Origin of the sequence: Natronorubrum halophilum (assembly GCF_003670115.1) — an archaeon.
In the GTDB taxonomy this organism is placed as follows: Archaea; Halobacteriota; Halobacteria; order Halobacteriales; family Natrialbaceae; genus Natronorubrum; species Natronorubrum halophilum.
The window spans coordinates 558,418-574,559 of record NZ_QQTY01000002.1 but is presented as its reverse complement, the minus strand read 5'-3'; the positions used below and the strand labels follow the sequence as shown (position 1 = coordinate 574,559).

Sequence of the window (16,142 nt, the reverse complement as noted above, 5' to 3'; positions counted from 1 at the left end):
CGGCGCGGAAAGCACCTTGCCGGCCTAGAAGAGGCCCGGGAAGAGGACGTAGCTGAACAGCATCGAGACGATACCGACCCCGATCGCATAGTACACCAGCGGGATCAGGTTCAGCCGCATCACGCGGCCTTCCTGGCCGACGAGGCCGACGGTCGCGAGCGCGGCGACGACGTTGTGGATCGCCACGAGGTTGCCGATCGCGCCGCCGACGGCCTGGGCACCGACGATGATCTGCGTCGGCAGCCCCAGTTCCTGGGCGGCCGTAAACTGGAAGCCGCTGAAGGTGATGTTGGAGACGGTGTTCGACCCGGTCATCGCGGCGCCGAGCGCGCCGATCAACGCGGCAATCGCCGGATAGGCGGCTCCGGTCACGGTGGCCGTCGCGACCGCCAGGAGTTCGATCATGCTCTCTTCGACCGCCGCTCCGGGGTAGGAACCGGCGTTGATCATCACCTGCACCATCGCGATGACGAACACCAGCGCGATGAACGGCGAGACGATCTTTTCGCCGGCCTCGAGCCAGGCGTCTTTCACCTGCCGCCCGCTCATCCCGAACAGCGGGATGGCGACGAGGGCGCTCACGAGCAGCCAGAAGCCGGGAACGTTGAGCCACCCGACGCTCGCCTCGAGCCCGTCGTAGCCGAAGATCCCGTTCCAGGCGAAGGCGACGCCGACGACGAACTCGCCGAAACCGGTCTCGATCGGGATCAGTACGCCCTCGGTGAGGAACCGGCTGATGCCGTCGGAGACGCGGGTGATGACGAGCAACGCGACGAGCAACACGTACGGCGACCACGCACGGAGCAGCGACAGTTCGCTCGCGGCCGACGACGTCGTCGGCGTTCCGCCGTCGGCGGCCGGCGTGTCCCCGCCGGTACCGCCGACGGCGGGCACGTCGACCTCGTTGACGCTCCCGGGTTCGATCGTTCCGACCCAGTGAGCGGGCCACTCCTCTTGGGGCGGGAACTCCCACTCCTCCTCCGGCAGGAAGTAGCCGGCGCGCAGCGCGGCCACCGTGATCGCGCCGCCCACCATCGAGCCGATCAGCGTGGGGAACTCGGCCGTGAGGTACCACGCCGAGGCCCAGTACGGGACCGCGAACGCGAGGCCGGCGAAGAGACAGAGCGGAGCCACTTCGAGGGCGGGCTTGATCGAGCGCTCTTCGCCGAAGAAGTAGACGACCATTCCGACGGCGAACAACGGCATCGCGAAGCCGACGAGCGCGTGATAGGTCGCGGCCCAGGCGGCGACCGCCATCGAGTACTCCGCCACGCTCATCCCGCCGCCGGCGGCGATCACATCGCTGTACGTTCCGAGCGGCGATTCGATGCCGACGATGATCGGCGTTCCGACCGCGCCGTAGGTGACGGCGATCACGTGGCCGATCAGCGCCGCGATCACCGCCGCGAGCGCCGGGAATCCGAGCGCCAGCAGCAGCGGCGCGACGACCGCCGCGGGGGTGCCAAAGCCCGCGGCCCCCTCGATGAACGTCGCGAGGAAGAACGCCAGCAACACGACCTGTACCCGACGATCGTCGGAGACGGCGGCGAATCCTTCGTTGATCCGATCGAACGCGCCCGCCTGCATCAGCGTGTACAGCAACACGAGCGCGCCGAAGACGATCCACAGGATCTCGAGAGCGGTGATGACGCCGACGAGCGAAGCGCCGACGAGGTACTCCACCGAGTTCCCCCACACCAAGTAGCCGACGAGCACCGCGGCGAGCCACGCGATCGGCATCGCTCGCGTTGCGGGCCACAGCAGTCCGACGAGCAGAACGCCCGTGAGAACGAGCGGCGTCGCCGCGAGCAGAATTTCGACCGGGCTAGCCACGGACACCACCTCGACGCCCGGCCGGTGGACCTCGTCGGGAGCGACCGGTGCCGGCACCGCGCGGAGTTGGATCTGGCATAGTGCGGAAACCATCAAATGACTATATATAATCTTCGACCGTTCACATAATTCAACCAGATCGGCGATCGGTTTCGAGAGCCTAACGCCGGTCTTCGCTCGACAACGCATTCGATGCGGAGACGTCGCGAAACGCGACGGTCGAGCGTCGCGGCGCGCTTACGGGTCACGGTCGAAAGCGATTCCATCGCGACGCGGTCCATCCGAGCGAAGTGCTCGATCCGTCCCGAAGCGCTCGAAACGCTACCGTACCGGCACACCGAAATCGGTCGAGCGCCCGTTCGCGGCGCTAGTCGGCGATCCCTCGACGGACGAGTCGACGAAGCACCGCGGGCCTGTCCGCGTGCGATTCCGCACCGAGTTCGGCGTGTGTCTCCTCGTTCTCCAGAAGGCGCAGGATAATCGGTTTCATCGCCACGTTCTACCACGTCACGATCATAGCTGTACCGGACTCCGCTTCGGAGCCAGTCCACCGGTCGACGGGAGTGGCCGGCCCTCAGCGGGCGTCCTCGAGTCCCTCGAGCGCCGACGGGTTCTCGATACTGCTCATATCGCCCAGTTCCTCGCCGGTGTAGGTGGCCTCGATGGCTCGGCGGATGATCTTGCCCGACTGGGTCTTCGGGAGGTCGTCGACGAACAACACCTCGCGCGGGCGGAACGGCTTGCCGAGTTCCTCGCCGACCTTGGCGCGCAGTTCCTCGCGCAGCGCGTCGGAGACCTGGTGGCCGTCCTCGAGGATGACGTAGGTGGCGACCGCGGTTCCGGTCGTATCGTCCGGGACGCCCACGGCGGCGGCCTGGTTGACCGCCTCGTGGTCGATCAGCGCACCCTCGACCTCCGCCGGCCCCACTTTCCGTCCCGCCACGTTGAGCGCGTCGTCGGCCCGGCCGTGGAGGAACCAGAAGCCGTCTTCGTCCTTCTGGGCCCAGTCGCCGTGGTTCCACATGTCCTCGAAGGTCGACCAGTACTCCTCGAGGTAGCGCTCGTCGCCCGACCAGAGCGACTTGGTCATGGAGGGACAGGAGTCGCGAGCGACGAGGAAGCCGCGTTCGTGGTCGTCTTCGATCGACTCGCCGTCCGGATCGACGATATCGATATCCATCCCGAGACCCGGTCCGCCGAGCGTACAGGGTTTGAGCGGCTGGATCGGCATCGGCATCAGGAAGCAGCCGCAGATCTCGGTGCCGCCGGAGATGTTGATGATCGGTGCCTCGCCGCCGCCGACGTTCTCGTAGAACCACCGCCAGGATTCGGGGTCCCACGGTTCGCCGGTCGATCCCAGTATTCGGAGCGAGGAGAGGTCGTGGCCGGAGAGCCAGTCGTCGGCTCCGTCGGAGCCGGATGGCTCGCCGGACGTAGTCTGGCGCTTGCCGTGCTTGCGAAGCGCGCGAATCGCGGTCGGGGAGATGCCGAACTGGGTGAGTTTGTGACGGTCGATCATCTCCCAGAACCGATCCGGTTGCGGGTGATCGGGTGCGCCCTCGTACATGAAGACGGTGCCGCCGAACGTGTGCGTTCCGATGAGGGTCCACGGCCCCATCATCCAGCCGATGTCGGAGACCCAGAAGAACCGGTCCGAGGGCTTGAGATCCATGCCGAAGTAGACCTCTTTGGCGCACTGAACCTGCACGCCCGCGTGCGTGTGAACGATTCCCTTCGGTTTCCCCGTCGTTCCGGACGAGTAGAGGAGCATCGACTCCTGGCTCGAGTCGAGCGATTTCGACTCGTACTCGTCCGCTTGCGTCTCGACGGCGTCGTCCCACCACTCGTCGCGGTCGTCGCCCCACGGGATTTCGTGTTCGGCGGTCGAATCGCTCCGCTCGCGGCCCGCTTCGCTCTCCGCTCGCATTTCACCGGCGCTACGCGCCTCGCTCCCCAGCCGGTCGAAGACGATGGTGTGTTCGACGTGTCCCGCCTCCGCGATCGCGTCGTCGGCCGCGGACTTGAGAAAGATCGGGCTACCGCGGCGATAGAAGCCGTCGCCCGTGAACAGCACCGAACACGCCGAGTCCGCGATTCGGGTTGCGGCCGCGTCGACGCCGAAGCCGGAGAAAATCGGGACGGCGATCGCTCCCGCCTTGAAACAGCCATAGAGGATCGAGACGACCTCGGGAACCATCGGCATGTAGAGCCCGACCGTATCGCCCGTTTCGACGCCGCGTTCCTCGAGCGCGTTCGCGACCTGGTTCGACTGCCGGTGGAGTTCGTGGTAGGTTACCTCCCGAACGTCGCCGTCTTCGCCCTCCCACATGGTCGCAACCTTGTTCCGGCGCTCCTCGTCGACGGCGGCGTGGCGATCCACGACGTTGTGGGCCAGGTTGAGTTCGCCGCCGGGGTACCAGTCGGTGAACTGCGGTCCCTCGCTGTTGTCCCGGACCGTCTCGTACTGCTCGTAGAACTCGATGTCGAGGTACTCGACCAGTTCGTCCCAGAACCACTCGATCCCGCTTTCGGGTTCGCCCTCGAGTTCGGTCGTCGTCCGCTCGATGAGTTCGTCGTAGTCGTCGATCCCGTACTCCCGCATGAACTCGGCGACGTTTGTCGATTCGACGAACTCCTCGCCGGGTTCGTGAACGATTTCGTCGACGTCCTCGAGACTCGGCTTCGATGTGTGGTCCGTCATTGTTACTCCCACGTTAGAGTCAGATCCCCATCAAACAATAGGTCGCAATCGTCGAAACGGCGACCGGGATCGACGGTAAGGCGGGACCGCGTACGCGCTCCGAACCCGACGTCAGGCCTCGAGAATCTCGTCCGCTTCGTCGTCCGGAACCGTGAGCGATCCGTCCAGCACCGTCACGCCGCGACCGCCGACCCGTACGTCACCGTCGACGCGAACCCGAACCACCCCCGGCCGATCGACGTAGTGACCCTGCTCGAGGCGGAGTTCGTCCGGCAGATCGTCGTCGAACGCCCCGAAGCGGTCGAGGTACGCACCGGTGGCCCCGCTCGCGGTCCCGGTGACCGGATCTTCGGGCACGCCAGCGCCGGGCGCGAACATGCGCCCGTGAAGGGTCGACTCTCGATCGAGGGCGTCGAACGTAAAGAGGTACACCCCGGTTGCACCGACCGACTCGGCCAGTTCGTCGATCGCGTGCACGTCGGGGTCGGCGCTGCCGAGGTCCGAGAGGTACGTGATCGGGACGATCAGGAACGGGAGCCCGGTCGAGGACACCGCGAGCGGAATGTCGTCGCTCGCCCCCTCGAGTGCGGCCTGATCCACCCCCAGCGCGTCGGCGACGCGATCGTAGCCGACGTCGACCTCTCGAACCTGCGGTGCGTCCTGTGTCATCCAGACCGTGCCGTCGTCGTCGAGTTCGATCTCGAGCGTCCCGACGTTCGTCTCGAGCGTCGTCGTCCCCGGTTCGAGGCCCTCGTCGCGGAGGTGGGCGAACGAGCCGATGGTCGCGTGTCCACAGAGGTCGACCTCCTGGGACGGCGTAAAGTACCGAACCCGTCGGTCGGCGCGCTCGCTCGAGCGGAGAAACGCCGTCTCGCTGACGGCCATTTCGGCGGCGATCGATTGCATCTGGTCGGCCGAAAGGCCGTCCGCGTTCGGGACCACACCCGCCGGGTTCCCGGTCAGCGGTTCGTCGGTGAAGGCGTCGACCTGTAAGATCCGAATCGTCTCCATACGACACCGATCGAACGAGCGGCGTATCAATCCTCGGTCCGCGATTCGGGATTCACGAACACGGTCAGTCTGCTCGGAGCGTCCGCGGTCGAACGAAACCGATTCGGCCAGTCGTCGCCCGGTCGTTCGACCGCTCGCTCGTCGTCCTCGAGCGGGCGGCGGGTACCCGACTCGTGCGTTCCGACGGGCGGACGGTTCACCGCCGCTGCCGGGGAGGCCTCGAGGTCCGTCGTCGTCTCGAGACGGTTCATCTCCCCGTCCTCCCTCGCATCCTGATCGATCCGCATCGAACAGAACTCGACGCCGCACATCGAGCAGAAACGCGCTTCCTTGTAGTTATCCTCGGGGAGGGTTTGATCGTGATAGTCGCGAGCGCGGTCGGGGTCGAGCGCGAGATCGAACTGCTCGCGCCAGTCGAACGCGTAGCGGGCCTCCGAAAGGGCGTCGTCCCAGTCGCGTGCACCGGGGCGTTCGTTCCCGACATCGCCGGCGTGGGCGGCGATCCGGTAGGCGGCGAGTCCGTCGCGGACGTCGTCCTCGTCGGGAAGCCCGAGGTGTTCTTTGGGCGTGACGTAACACAGCATCGCCGCGCCAGCCTGCGCCGCCATCGCGGCTCCGATCGCGCTCGTGATATGGTCGTAGCCCGGCGCGACGTCGGTCACGAGCGGGCCGAGGACGTAAAACGGCGCGCCATCACAGACCTCCTGCTGGCGTTCGACGTTCTCGGCGACCTTGTGCATCGGAACGTGGCCCGGCCCTTCGACCATCACCTGCACGTCGCGTGCCCAGGCGCGGCGAGTTAGCTCGCCGAGCGTGTCGAGTTCGGCGTACTGGGCCTCGTCGCAGGCGTCGGCCAGACAGCCCGGGCGGAGGCTATCGCCGAGGCTGAACGTGACGTCGTGCTCGGCGAAGATCTCACAGAGTTCGTCGTACACCTGAAACAGCGGATTCTGCTCGCCGTTCGCCTCCATCCACTTCGCCACGATCGAGCCGCCGCGCGAGACGATTCCCGTCTTTCGGCCGTCGGTCAGCGGCAGGTGCTCCGCCAGAATCCCGGCGTGGATCGTCATGTAGTCGACGCCCTGCTCGGCCTGTTTTTCGACGACCTCGAGGAGGAGGTCCGTCGTAATCTCCTCGGGGCTCCCCGCCCGTTTCACGAGCTCGTACAGCGGCACGGTTCCGATCGGTATCGGCGAATGCTCGACGTGGGTCTCGCGGATCTCGTCTAGATCGCTTCCGGTGCCGAGATCCATCACCGTGTCCGCGCCGTAGTGGACCGCCGTGTGGAGTTTCTCGAGTTCTTCCTCAAGGTCGCTCGTCGTCTCGCTGTTGCCGATGTTCGCGTTGACCTTCGTCGCGAACTCGCGGCCGATGATCATCGGATCGAGCACCTCGTGGTTCGTGTTCGCCGGGATCACGGCCCGCCCCTCCGCGATCTGCGTTCGGACGAACTCCGGATCGCGGTTCTCGCGGTCGGCGACGCGTTCCATCTCCGCGGTGACCGTTCCGTCTCGGGCGGCTGCTATCTGCGTCTTCGCCATCAATAACTAGGTTATACCATCGGGTTATAAACCTGTCTCTCGGTTCCGATGGGGACGTTCGCAGTTGCCCGACCTCGAGACGGAGTCGGATACCCTGATCGACGAGGGGGACTCTCGTTCTGGGAAGACGACGCAAGCGGACAACGCGGTGGATCTGCGGTCGCCGTCGTCCGAACCCGTCACACGGCCACGGAGACGATACCCCCGCCGACGATGGCGAGTCCGCCCAAACCGAAGCAGACGAGCGAAAAGGGGATCCGGTCGACGATCCGCATCAGGGCGTCGATCGTCAGATAGCCCACGATGGCGCTGACGAGAAGGGCCGTCAGCGCGGCACCGGGGCTAACCCCGGGAAGCCCGCCGGCATCCGCCACGGTGAGGGCGGCAGCGCCGAGGCTCGCGGGGATCGAAAGCAAGAACGAGAGTCGAAACGCGGCGGGCGGATCGTAGCTTCGAAACAGCAACGCACTCGTCGTGACGCCGGATCGAGACACGCCGGGAAGGATCGCGATACCCTGAACGGCCCCGACGAGCACGGAATCGATCAGCGTCGGGTCCTCGCGCATCCCCGCCGAGCCCGATTTCGGGGCGAGTTGCACGAGTCCGGTGAGTACCAACAGGACGCCGATACCGGCGACGAACACGCCGCCGGAAACCCGTCCCGCGAGATCGACCGCGACCACGTACAGGGGTATCCCGACGAGGCCGGTCATCAGGCACGCGACGACGAGATAGGACGTCACCGCACTGTCCCCGTTGTAGGCGGCGTCGGGGTGCCACTTCGGCAGCGCCCGAAGTGCGGTGACGATATCATCTCGATAGTACGTCGCCGCGGAGAGCGTCGTACCGACCTGAAAGAACAGCGCGAGTTGCAACGCTACGTCGGGGCTGGTACCGAGACCCGTCAGAACGAGGGCCACGTTCCCCTGGCTCGAGACCGGCAACCATTCGACGATTCCCTGCACGATACCGGCGATGACCGCAATGAGGTACTCTTTCATCGACACCAACGGTGTACGCACACTGTACAGGACAACGGATTAAACGTTCTCATAGACGCCTGTGGGACGATAGAGCGGACGATATCGTCCGTTATCGTGTACTGCCACGAACGGTCATGTTGTGGGTGCTTCACGCGGAGTGAGCACAGCCCGGTTCCAGCCGACTTATGAGGGCCGCGCTCCCTCCCTCGAGTAGGTGCAATAGATGTCCGATCTACCGGACGATTTTGACTGTACGATCACCACGTGGGAGTATATTTACGGCCTCTGTCGCGACGTCCGCGACGAGGTTCGAGGCGACTCGTTCGAACCCGATGTCGTCGTCGCCCTCGCCCGCGGGGGCTGGTTCGCGGGCCGGTGTCTCTGTGACTTCCTCGGCCTGGACGATCTGACGAGCCTGAAGATGGAACACTACGTCGGAACCGCCGAAAAGAGCGGCGAGCCCTCCGTCCGCTACCCGATGCCGGAGGGCAGCGTCGAGGGGAAAGACGTGCTCATCATCGACGACATCGCCGACACCGGCGGCTCCATCGAGCGGGCCCACGAGTACGTCACCGACCGCGACGCCGGCGAGGTTCGCACCGCGACGTTGCAACTGCTCGGAACCAGCGACTACCAGCCGGACTACGTCGGCGAACGCCTCGAGGAGTGGACGTGGATCGTCTACCCGTGGAACTTCATCGAGGACATGGTCGATCTCATCTCGAGCGTCATGGACCAAGCCGACCAGGGGACGTTCACGCAGGAGGAGATCCGCCACTATCTCGCCGAATTCCACGGCATCGAACGCATCGAGATGGAAATCGCCCAGCCGGACCGGGTTCCAGAAGTGTTGAACGAGATGGAGCGACGCGCGGTACTCGAGTCGGCCGGACCCGGCGAGTGGAAACTGGTCGACGCGTAGCGTCGCTCGCTCGCCTTCTCTCGTGTCGCGTCCTCGGCTCGAGACGCGCTGGGGTCAGCCGCCGGCTATTCCTCGAGTCGACCGAAGAAGTAACGCCAGCGCTCGTCCGCGCCTAACGTGTGGGTAACGTCCCGTTCGTTGACGACCGCGAATCCGGCGTCTCGCAACTGCGTTCGCGTCGCCTCCGCGCCGGCGATGTGCCACTGCATCTCGACGCCGGTTCCGAGCCAGTCCGGATTCTCGCCGGTCCACGCCTCGGTGCCCTCGGAGAGCAGTACTCGCCCGCCGGGGCTCAAGAGTCGCGCGAACTCGTCGAGGACCGCCCGGTGCTCGTCGACCGGCACGTGAATCAGCGAGTGGAAGGCGATCATGGCGTCGAAGGCGTCGTCGCGGAACGGAAGCGTCGTCATGTCCCCTCGGACGAGGGCCGCCGACGGGGCGTTCGTCGCGGCCAAGTTCAGTTGCCCGCGCGAGAAATCGACGCCGACCGCACTTCCGGAGTCGCAGACTCGCGCCAGAACCGGCGTCCCCTGTCCGCAACCGGCATCGAGGATCGTCGCCGAGTTCGGAAGCGAGTCGAGAAGCGCCGCGAGGACGTCCATCTCCGGATCGTCCGCGGACCGCTGTGCGGCGTACGTTTCCCCAGGTCATCGTACCCCCGACGAACGGCGTCTTTGTCGACCATTGCCGGTTGATACCGGCCACAATCCGTTAACTCTTCGTCCGTCGTAACAACTGCAACTCGTCACTCCGCGAGGGTTTCCGTCTCGCTCGAGTCGACCGGTTCCGCGTCCGGTTCCTCGTCGTCGTCGAGCAGCGACTCCTTCCACGTCCCGCGGGAGAACCAGGCGACGGCGGCGACTGCGCCGACGATGTCGCCGAGAACGACGCCCGTCCAGATCCCCGTCGTCCCCCACCCGGCGACGAAGATCAGGTAGTAGGTGACGGGCACGCGAACCAGCCACAGCCCCAGGACGGCGAACACGAGCGCGGTCTTCGTGTTCCCGGCGCCCCGGAACGCCCCCTGAATCACCTGCATGACGCCCATGAAGACGAACGCGAACGCGGCGAAACGGAGATACGTCACCCCGTACTCGATCGTCTCGGCTCGACCCACCTCGTCCGCCGTGACGAACACCGAGACGAACGGTTCCGGAAAGAGGAGGGCGAGTGCGCCGGCGACGGCCATGATCCCGGCGACGACGCCCGCGCCGATCCACGTGGCTTTCGCCGCCCGGTCCGGTCTGCCAGCGCCGAGGTTCTGGCCGATGATCGAGTCCGTCGCCTGTCCCATTCCCATCGCCGGCAGGAACGCGAGCGAAATCAGCCGGTTACCCAGCCCGTAGGCCGCTACGACCGCCGGGGGGAAGGTGACGACCATCGCCGTCATCGCGACCAACGCCATCGCCGTCATCGACTGCTCGAGCGCCGTGGGCACGCCGAGTCGGGTGATCCTGGAAACGTACTCGAAGCGCGGGACTAGATGCTCCGTCCGGATGTCGGGACCGACGTCCGTGTAGTACAGCAGATAGAACCCGACCGCCGTCGCGATCCCTCTCGAGAAGACGGTCGCGACGGCAGCGCCCGCGATTCCGAGGTGGGGCAGCGGACCGACGCCGAAGATGAGCAGCGGGTCGACCACGAGGTTGATCACGACGCTGATGATCATCACCCGCATCGGCGCGCGGGTGTTGCCGTAGCCCCGCATGAGCGCGGCGAAGACGAAAAAGCCGAACACGAAGGGAACCCCGAGGAAGAAAATCTTCAGGTAGTCGGCGGCGAGCGGGATGATCGCGGCCTGCGTGTCGGGATCGGCGGGTAACACGGCGAGCATCGGATCGGTCGCAACATAGCCCACGATACCGAGACCGATCGCGACCAGCGAAACGAACGAGATCGTTTGGCCGGCGATCAGACCGCCCTCGCCGCTTTCAGCGCCCGTGTGCTGGGCGATCAAGATCGCGCCGGCCGTCGTGAAACCGCCGCCGACCGCGATCACGAGGAAGAGGAGCGGAAAAGCGAGGCTCACCGCACCGACGGCGTCGGGCGAGAGCGCACCGAGCCAAAAGGTGTCACCGACGTTGTAGGCGACCTGCAACAACTGGATGACCACGAGCGGCCAGGCCAGCCTGAACATCGGTCGGACGAGCGGTCCCTCCGTGAGGGTCCCCTCGTCCGTCAACTCACCGGAGGACATAGACGAACACTATCGCTCGATCTACTTTATTACCCGTGAGATATGATATCTTCAACCACTATTTGTCGAAGACTCGCCCGATTTCGGGTGCGGTCGTCTCGTCGTGTAGATCGACGCGGCGGACGAGTTCGGTGTCGCCCTCTTCGGGGCTCGCCTCCGTCCGCGCGCGGCGTTCGGTAACCGTTTGTGGCAGGTTCGCCGTCGGGTCAGTCGGCGACCGCCTCGCTCGGCTCCCGCTCCACCGTCGTATCCTGGACCCAGAGATCGCCGAACAGTTCGTCCTGCTCGAGGCGGACCCGACCCCGGTGGGCGAGAAAGAGCAGCGCCAGGTACGTCATCACGCGCGTCCCGCCGACCGCCTCGATTTCGGCGTACAGCACCTCTTCGCGGCCCTGCTCGTACTGCCCCTCGAGTTCGGCTTCGACGTCCTCGATGACCGTCTCGATGTCCTCCTCGTGGGTCGTGTGCGTGACGTCGTCGCTCGTCGGCTCGTCGTCGACCCGGAAATCGTCCCCCGAGTGGTAGTTCAGCTCCTGCATCCCGCGGTCGTACCCGCGCGGGGAGTCGCTCGTGTCGTAACTCCGGGACTCCTTCCACCGCGTGCCGCGCTCGGCGCTTCGCAGTTCCCTGACCAGTTCGTCGAGCGTCTCCGGCTTGCCCCGGGCCTGTTTGCGCTCGAGGCGACGCTCCATCTCCGCCTCGAGTCCTTCGACGGGGTCGAATCCGGGTACCGAGCCGCCGTCTCCGTCGCCGTCCATCGCTCCGTCGTCCGCGAAGGGGGCCTCCCAGGGCGGCAGTTCCGCCTCTTCGGGTTCGTCCGGGGCGAACAGTTCGTCGCTCTTCATCCGGAGGAGGACGCTCGCGTAGAACAGCGCCCGTCCCGACGTCCGCAGGTCGGCGTCGTCCAGGATCTCGAGGAACTTGTCCGTCACCGCGACGATGTCGATATCCCACGGATCGATCTCCCCGTTTTTGGCGAGTTGGACCAGCAGTTCGACGGGTTCGACTTCGTCCTCGTCGTCCGCGCCGTCGTCGTCCCCCAGGTCGATCTCGTCGCCTTCCGAAAACTCGAGGACCGACTCCGTCGACTCCGGCTCTCGCCGGTCGCCGCTCGAGTCGGCGTCGGACTCCGCGTTCGACTCTCCCGGGCGGTCGCGGTCGTCGTGGCCGGCGATGTTCAGCGGAATGTCGTCGCCGCCATCGGTTCGAATCTCCTCGCTCTGATCTCCTCGCGGATCGGTACACTCCCCGCTCACGGGTCGCGTCGCTCCCCGTTCGCGTTTCCGCGGCGCGTAGCGCCGCGATTCGCTCGACTCTTCCGAGTCGCTGCGCGACTCGCTAGTCACTCGCCGGCACCTCCTCACCATCACCCTCGTTGCTCAGGTCGATTCCCGTCACCGCGCTCACGTTGTCCTGTTGCATCGTCACGCCGATCGCTCGCTCGGAACGATCGAGCATGGCCGAGCGGTGTGAGACGACGACGAACTGCGCCTTCTCGGAGAGTTCGTCGACCATCTGGCCGATCCGCTCGGCGTTGACGGCGTCGAGGAAGGCGTCGACCTCGTCTAACGCGTAGAACGGTGCCGGATTGTGGCGCTGGATCCCGAAGATGAACGCCAGCGCCGTCAGGGACTTCTCGCCGCCGGACATCGCGTCCAGGCGCTGAATCGGCTTGTCGCCCGGCTGAGCCTTCATCGTCAGCCCGCCGTCGAACGGATCCTCCTCGTTTTCCAGATGGAGCGTCCCGGTCCCCTCCGAGAGCTTCTCGAAGATCTCCGTAAAGTGTGCGGCGATCGCCTCGTAGGAGTCCATAAACGTCCGTTTCTTCTGCGTCTCGTAGTGCTCGATCCGCTCGCGGATTCCCTCGGCTTCCTCGACCAGCGTCGCCTTCGCGTCCTCGAGTTCCTCGAGATCGCCCCTGACCTCGTCGTACTCGTCGATCGCGAGCATGTTCACCGGCTCCATCGCCTCCATGTCGGCCTGTAAGATGTCGATCATCTCGAGGACGGTCTCGTGATCCGGTACGTCCTCGGGGTCGTAGTCGCCGACCTCGGACTCCAGGCTCTCGATCTCCCACTCGAGGTCGCTCACGCGGCTGCGATTGTCCGCGAGTTTGCTCTCGACGGCGTTGACCTGATCCTGTTGCTTGTCGCGTTTCGTCCGCGCTTCGGACAGTTCCTCCTTGAGATCGCTTCGATCGGCCTTGAGTTCGGTGAGTTCCTCCTCTAAGTCCGCGACGGCCTCGCGTTTGTCCTCGAGTTCGTCGCGTTTGCCCTCGATCGCGTCCTCGCACTCCTCGATTCGATCCTCGTGCTCCGCCTTGCGATTCTGGGCCGTCTCGATATCGTCGTGAAGGTCTTCGATCGCGTCCTCGGCGTACTCCTTCTCGAGGCTCAGTTCGTTGAGTTTCCCGTCAAGATCGGCGATCCGGTCCTCGCGCTCGTCGATTTCGGCCTCGAGCGTCTCGATCTGCTCGGTCAGTTCGGGGATCTTCGAGTCGGCGAGTTCGGTCTCGAGGGTCGCGATATCGGCCTCGATTTCCTCGACCGCAGCCGTCTGTTCCTCGATCTCGGCGGAAATTTCGGTCATCCGCTCGTCGACGGATTCGCGTTCGTCCTCGATCTCCTCGAGGTCGTTTTCGAGCGTTTCGATCTCGCTCTCGATGGAATCGCGCTGATCGTCGAGTTTCTCGATCTCGCTCTCGATCGAGCGCACCTCGTCGGCCGCGTCGGTCTTCCGGTCGCGGGCGTCGTCGAGTCGCTCCTCGACGCCCCGCAGTTCCTCGCGTAGACTCTCGCGTTCGTCCTGTAGCTCCGTGATCTGTTTGGCGACGCGCTCGAGTTGGCCCTCGCCGCCGCCGGTAAAGGAGTAGCGCGAACCGCCGCCGGAGCCACCGGTCATCGCGCCGCTTTTCTCGACCAGGTCGCCGTCGAGGGTGACCATCCGGTAGTCGCCCATGTACGAGCGGGCGGTCTCTAAATCCTCGACGACCAGCGTGTCGCCGAGCACGTAGGAAAAGACGCCGCCGTACTGCCCGTCGAACTCGACCAAGTTGTATGCGAAGTCGACGACGCCGGGATCGCTCGGCGCGTTCGGGAGCCGACGCTGGTTCATGTCCGTCATCGGCAGGAACGTCGCCCGTCCCGCGTTGCGCGACTTGAGGTGGTCGATACACTGCTGGCCGATGATGTCGTCGTCGACGACCACGTTCGCGAGCCGACCGCCCGCCGCGGTCTCACAGGCGACGGCGTACTCGCCGGGGACGGTCCCGAGCTGGGCGACCGCGCCGTGAACGCCGTTGATCCCCGCGTTGAGGATCGTCGTCACGGCGCGACCGAACGAGGAGTCGCCGCTCTCGCCCGCGTTGGCCTCGAGTTCGGCGTACTCCTGTTGTTTCGCCTGAATATCGTCGTCCAGATCGTCGACGTCCGACTGGAGGCGGCGCTTCTCGCCCTTGAGATCGTCCACGACGCCCGCGATGTTCGTCCGATTCTTCTCCGCCTTCTCGAGTTCCCGCTCGAGTTCGGAGCGCTTGCTCTCGATTTCGGGAAGCTCCGTGCGGCGTTGCTCGATCGTCTCCTCTTTCTCGCTGATCGCGTTCGATCGCCGTCGCGCCTCGTCTAGCAGGCGATCCTGCTCGCGCTGGAGGTCGTTTTTCGCCGTTTTGGCCTCCTCGAGGTCGTCTTTGCGCTCCGCGAGGTCGGCTTTCAACTCGTCGAATTCGGTGTCGACGGCGTCGATCTCGGCCTCGAGTTCGTCCCGTTCACGCTCGCGTTCTTGAATCTCGCCTTTGATCGAGGCCTTCTCGAGTTTGTGCTCGCGCATCTCGCCGTCGAGGTCCTCGATCTGCTCCTGTTTGCGGTCGATCTGGACGAACGCCTCACGGCGGTTCGACTCCGCCTCCTCGATCTGTTCCTCGCTGGATTCGATCCTGTCCTCGAGTCGGGAGATCTCGCCTTTGATCTCCTCGATCTCGCTTTTGATCCGGAGCTGTTCGTCCTCGCCCTTGCGTTCGATTTCGGCGTTTAAGTCCTCGAGGTCCTCCTGGAGGCGAACGACCGTACCCTGACGCTCGTCGAGTTCGCGCTGGAGCCCCTCGAGTTCGTCCTCGAGGCTCTCGACGCGATCCTCGGCGTTCCCGAGCGCCTCGCGTTTCTCCTCGAGTTCGCTGGCCTTCTTGTAGCCCTCGTACTCCTCCTTCTCGCGGCGGAGGCGTCGGTATCGCATGGCCGTCTGCCGTTCGTCCTCGAGTTGGGCGAGCCGATCGCGTTTCTCCTCGACCCGGAGTTCGGCTTCGTCGATCCGGTCCTCGACGATCTCGAGTTCCTCGAACGCGTCCTCCTTTTTGGCGTCGAACTCGGCGACGCCGGCGATCTCGTCGATAATCTCCCGGCGCGCGTGGGGCGTCATGTTGATGATCTCGGTCACGTCGCCCTGCATGACGACGTTGTACCCCTCCGGCGTGACGCCGGCCTGTGCGAGGAGGTCCTGGATGTCCGAGAGGTTGACCGAGCGGTCGTTGAGGTAGTAGTAGGAGTAGTAGTTGTCCTCGGTTTCCTTGACCCGCCGACGGATGCGAATCTCGTCGATATCGCCGATGTCCTCGCTTCCGGCGGCGTTGACGACCTGCGAGCGCTCGAGCGTCTCGTCCGTGTTGTCGAGGATCACTTCGACGGTCGCCTCGCGCGGCCCCGACGACTCGTCGCCGCCGTCGTGACCGGGGTTGTAGATGAGATCGGTCAGTTTCTCGGCGCGAATGCCGCGGGTGCGAGCCAGCCCCAGCGCGAAGAGAACGGCATCGATGATGTTCGACTTACCGGAGCCGTTCGGCCCGGTGACGACCGTGAAGTCCTCGTAGAAGGGGATCTTCGTCTTGCGGCCGAAGCTCTTGAAATTGTCCAGAACGAGTGCCTTGATATACATTCTCTTAGCGAGCCCTCCGTCATCAGAGATC

General features: G+C 65.2%; 10 protein-coding genes and 1 pseudogene. 1 reads left to right on the top strand and 10 read right to left on the bottom strand.

Annotation, left to right across the window (positions count from 1 at the left end; translation table 11 throughout):
• Positions 1 to 24 precede the first annotated feature (24 nt).
• From DWB23_RS08875 to DWB23_RS08855, 6 genes are all read right to left on the bottom strand, one after another.
• Entirely contained in the window at positions 25 to 1,833 is a 1,809-nt protein-coding gene (locus DWB23_RS08875) for an L-lactate permease (protein ID WP_238717402.1), read from the bottom strand.
• 367 nt (positions 1,834 to 2,200) lie between these two features.
• Positions 2,201 to 2,323: a hypothetical protein gene (locus DWB23_RS23720; protein WP_275086296.1), complete on the bottom strand. Its 123-nt coding sequence runs from the start codon at positions 2,321 to 2,323 to the stop codon at positions 2,201 to 2,203.
• Between the two features lie 84 nt (positions 2,324 to 2,407).
• Positions 2,408 to 4,534: an AMP-binding protein gene (locus DWB23_RS08870; RefSeq protein WP_121742459.1), complete on the bottom strand. Its 2,127-nt coding sequence runs from the start codon at positions 4,532 to 4,534 to the stop codon at positions 2,408 to 2,410.
• 111 nt (positions 4,535 to 4,645) lie between these two features.
• Positions 4,646 to 5,545, bottom strand: coding sequence for a PhzF family phenazine biosynthesis protein (locus tag DWB23_RS08865; RefSeq protein WP_121742458.1), 900 nt, complete (start codon positions 5,543 to 5,545; stop codon positions 4,646 to 4,648).
• 26 nt (positions 5,546 to 5,571) lie between these two features.
• Entirely contained in the window at positions 5,572 to 7,086 is a 1,515-nt protein-coding gene (gene thiC, locus DWB23_RS08860) for a phosphomethylpyrimidine synthase ThiC (RefSeq protein WP_238717374.1), read from the bottom strand.
• A 179-nt stretch (positions 7,087 to 7,265) separates the two neighbouring features.
• Complete coding sequence (locus tag DWB23_RS08855; RefSeq protein WP_121742457.1) at positions 7,266 to 8,087, bottom strand: undecaprenyl-diphosphate phosphatase; 822 nt, start codon at positions 8,085 to 8,087, stop codon at positions 7,266 to 7,268.
• A gap of 205 nt (positions 8,088 to 8,292) precedes the next feature.
• On the opposite strand from DWB23_RS08855, the gene DWB23_RS08850 reads away from it, so the two are divergent.
• Positions 8,293 to 8,991 carry a phosphoribosyltransferase gene (locus tag DWB23_RS08850; RefSeq protein ID WP_121742456.1) on the top strand — a complete coding sequence of 233 codons (699 nt, stop codon included), beginning with the start codon at positions 8,293 to 8,295 and terminating at the stop codon, positions 8,989 to 8,991.
• Positions 8,992 to 9,056: 65 nt separating this feature from the next.
• Here DWB23_RS08850 and DWB23_RS08845 read toward each other — a convergent pair.
• From DWB23_RS08845 to smc, 4 genes and pseudogenes are all read right to left on the bottom strand, one after another.
• Positions 9,057 to 9,676, bottom strand: a pseudogene (locus DWB23_RS08845) (class I SAM-dependent methyltransferase).
• A 60-nt stretch (positions 9,677 to 9,736) separates the two neighbouring features.
• Complete coding sequence (locus DWB23_RS08840) at positions 9,737 to 11,188, bottom strand: MATE family efflux transporter (protein WP_121742455.1); 1,452 nt, start codon at positions 11,186 to 11,188, stop codon at positions 9,737 to 9,739.
• A gap of 206 nt (positions 11,189 to 11,394) precedes the next feature.
• The gene (locus DWB23_RS08835; RefSeq protein WP_238717373.1) at positions 11,395 to 12,534 is read right to left on the bottom strand and encodes a segregation and condensation protein A; all 1,140 of its coding nucleotides are present in this window, start codon (positions 12,532 to 12,534) and stop codon (positions 11,395 to 11,397) included.
• Positions 12,527 to 16,111: a chromosome segregation protein SMC gene (gene smc / locus DWB23_RS08830; protein WP_121742453.1), complete on the bottom strand. Its 3,585-nt coding sequence runs from the start codon at positions 16,109 to 16,111 to the stop codon at positions 12,527 to 12,529. Before smc ends, DWB23_RS08835 begins: the two co-directional genes overlap by 8 nt.
• Positions 16,112 to 16,142 lie beyond the last annotated feature (31 nt).